The sequence below is a fragment of the Mesorhizobium sp. P5_C1 genome, from assembly GCF_054049815.1.
Map to the genome: position 1 here is coordinate 1 of NZ_JBFULQ010000603.1, position 3,124 is coordinate 3,124.

Here is a 3,124-nt window from a genome sequence, read left to right on the forward strand (position 1 = left end):
CGTCAACGGCATCAAGACGGCGCGGCAACGGATCGTTGCCAGAGACGACGAAGACCGCCAGGGCTTCCTGCGCAAGCGCGGCTTCTCCAAGTCCGAGACCACGAAGATCATCGATACTGTTCTCAGGGAGGAAGGCAGACCTCCGGAATCGATCTTTGATTTCGTGCAGGGCATCACGCGGGTCGCGCGCGACAAGCCGCATCAGGACGTCCGCCTGGACATGGAAGGCAAAGCCAAGAAGCTTCTCGACTTCGCCGCATGATCCTCCGCAGGCCGGCTACGAAAACTCTCGCCGCCGGCCTCGCCTCCGGGCCGTCTCCATCAATTCCAGCGCGGTCCTCCTAAGCAGGGGGACGGCGCTTTTTTCGTGGATAGAACCCGGTGCCCAACATGCTGGAGGCCCCTCGGGCGGCTCGGTCGCGTCGAGATCCGCGAGCCGGGGCCAGGTCGGCGTGAGGCCTGGAGGCAGAGGGGGGAGGGGAGGGTTTTTGACGGGCTTGGAGGTTCGGGGAGAGGCCCCGGGCCGCCCGTCATGGAGAACCTGACCATGGCAAAGAACGCCATTCAGAAGATCGCGATGAACGCCGCGGAGAATATTTCCTATGACAAGCTGATGCTGTCGCAGAAAAATGTCCGGCGCATCAAGGACGGCGTGTCGATTGAGCAGCTGGCCGAAGACATCGGACGGCGAAAGCTTATCCAGAGCCTGAACGTCCGTCCCGTGCTCGACCGCGAGGGCGAGGAGACCGGCACGTACGAGGTGCCCGCCGGCGGCCGGCGTTATCTCGCGCTCGGCATCCTCATCAAGCAAAAGCGCTTGGCCAAGAATGAGCCAATCCCCTGCATCGTCAATCGCGGGCAGGAGACCTCGGCCGAGGAGGATTCGCTTGCCGAAAACCTGCGGCGCGCCGACCTCCATCCGCTCGACCAGTTTCGGGCCTTCAAGACGCTCAGCGATCAGGGCCTCGATCCAGACGAGGTCGGCGCCCGCTTCTTCGTATCGCCGGCGACGGTGAGGCAGCGCCTGCGGCTGGCCTCGGTGTCACCGAAACTTCTCGATCTCTACGAGAAGGACGAAATCCGCCTCGAACAGATCATGGCGTTTTCGATCTCGGACGATCACGCGCGCCAGGAGCAGGTCTGGGAGCGGATTTCCAGCTCGCACACGCAGGAACCCTATTACATCAGGCGCCTGCTGACCGAGACCACCGTTCGCGCCGACGATCGCCGGGCCGTCTATGTCGGCGCCCAAGCCTATGAAGCGGCTGGAGGAGTCATCCTTCGCGACCTGTTCGAGCAGGATTCCGGCGGCTGGTTCCAGGATGCCGCACTCCTCGAGAAGCTTGTCTTCGACAGGCTGAAGGTGGATGCCGAGGCGATCCGCGCTGAAGGCTGGAAATGGGTGGAGGCGGCGATCAGCTTTCCCTATGGCCACACCTCCGGAATGCGGCGCATCTATGCCGAGGCGCAGGAGCTCAGCGCCGAGGAGATCGAACGCTACGACGCGCTGAAGGCCGAATACGACAAGCTGGATGCGGACTATGCCAAGGCAGAGGAGACCGACGAGGCAATCGAGGCGAAGCTTGACCAGCTGGGTGCCGAGCTCGATGCGATCGATGATCGCCCTCAAAGCTACGATCCCGCCCAGAAGACCATTGCCGGGGTGTTCGTTATGCTTGCCGCGAACGGCAAGCTCCAGGTCGACGCCGGTTTCGTTCGGTCCGAGGACGAGCCGCGGCCCGAAACCAGCGACGTCGATGAGGGCGAGGAAGGGGGCACCGAGGGCCAAACCCGATGCAATGGCGACGACGACGGCCATGGCGTTGTCCTCAACGGCCAGCCGGTGAACGACGCCTCTGGCGACGACGGCGAGGACGATGGCATCAAGCCCCTCCCTGATCGGCTCGTCTTCGACCTGACGGCGCAGCGCACGCTGGCGCTACGCAACGCGCTCGCCKGCGACGTCGATATCGCCATTATCGCCGCACTCCATGCCTTCGTCTTGCAGGTCTTCTATCGCTTCGCGCCGAACACGTGCCTGGAGATCAGCCTGAAGAGCGGCAGCTTCAGCCAGGTTGACGGTCTTGCCGAGACCTCCTGGGCCAAGGAGATCGCCGAGCGGCACGAAGCCTGGGACCGCGATTTGCCCGATGAGGCGGAAGGCCTGTGGGACTTCCTTCTCGGCCTCGATGAAGCAAGCCGCAAGGCGCTTTTCGCGCACTGCGTCTCGCTGACCCTCAATGCGGTGGTCGAACCCTGGAACAGGCGAGCGAAGGCGCTCGAGCATGTAGACGTGCTTGGCCGCTCGCTCCAGTTCGACATGGTCGACGCCGGCTGGACGCCCACGGTCGAGTTCCTCGGGAGGCTCACCAAGGCGCGGATTCTACAGGCTGTCCGTGAAGCGCGTGGCGCAGACTCCGCGCAGCTGATCGACCACATGAAGAAGGACATCATGGCCCGTGAAGCCGCCCGTCTTCTCGAAGGCTCGAACTGGCTGCCAGAGCCGCTGCGCGTTGAGGTCGATGAAGTGTCTGCCGATGCTGGCGACGCGGTCGCCGGCGAGATGTCGGACGAGGCGGCTCTCGACGGCGATGCCGCCGAGCTGCCGGCCTTCCTCGCCGACGATGYGGATCCGTCCTCCGATGAGCCGGTGACCATCGACGGCGACGAAACGGACCACCTCCAGGCCGCCGAATAGTCGGCCTCACGCTCGCACCGGGCCCGGCACTCCCGCCGGACCTCATTTCAGTTCCAACTCACTCTCGAGCCCGGGATCGCCATCGCGACCCCGGGCGCTTGCGTTTCATGGAGATCGACATGTTCGACTGGAACAGAAGCTGCTCCTACGACGAGCAGCAGAAGAAACGTTTCCACACCACAGCCCGTTCACGACTGAAGAAACTTGCCGCTGAATTAAACCTGTCATCGGACAGCTATGACCTGCGCTCAAACAAAGCGGGTATCGCCGTTTGCGGTGAAATTACCCTGCACCATGACCACGCCTACATCCAGGTCGGCCAGGTCGGTTCGTCCTCAGGTCACGGTATCCTGATCCGCACCTGCAAAGGCCGTAAGGACTACACCGGCGGGGCCAACCACTTCGTTGCACTCGGCATGCTTGACC

At 63.4% G+C, this 3,124-nt stretch carries 2 protein-coding genes and 1 pseudogene; all 3 read left to right on the forward strand.

The window, feature by feature from the left end; translation table 11 throughout:
- A pseudogene (locus ACXJ7R_RS28650) lies at positions 1-262 on the forward strand (hypothetical protein); the annotation flags it as partial.
- Positions 263-547: 285 nt separating this feature from the next.
- Positions 548-2,698: a ParB/RepB/Spo0J family partition protein gene (locus tag ACXJ7R_RS28655; protein ID WP_457154766.1), complete on the forward strand. Its 2,151-nt coding sequence runs from the start codon at positions 548-550 to the stop codon at positions 2,696-2,698.
- A gap of 119 nt (positions 2,699-2,817) precedes the next feature.
- Positions 2,818-3,124, forward strand: a 307-nt coding sequence (locus ACXJ7R_RS28660; RefSeq protein ID WP_457154767.1) for a hypothetical protein, incomplete at its 3' end; no start/stop codon positions are given.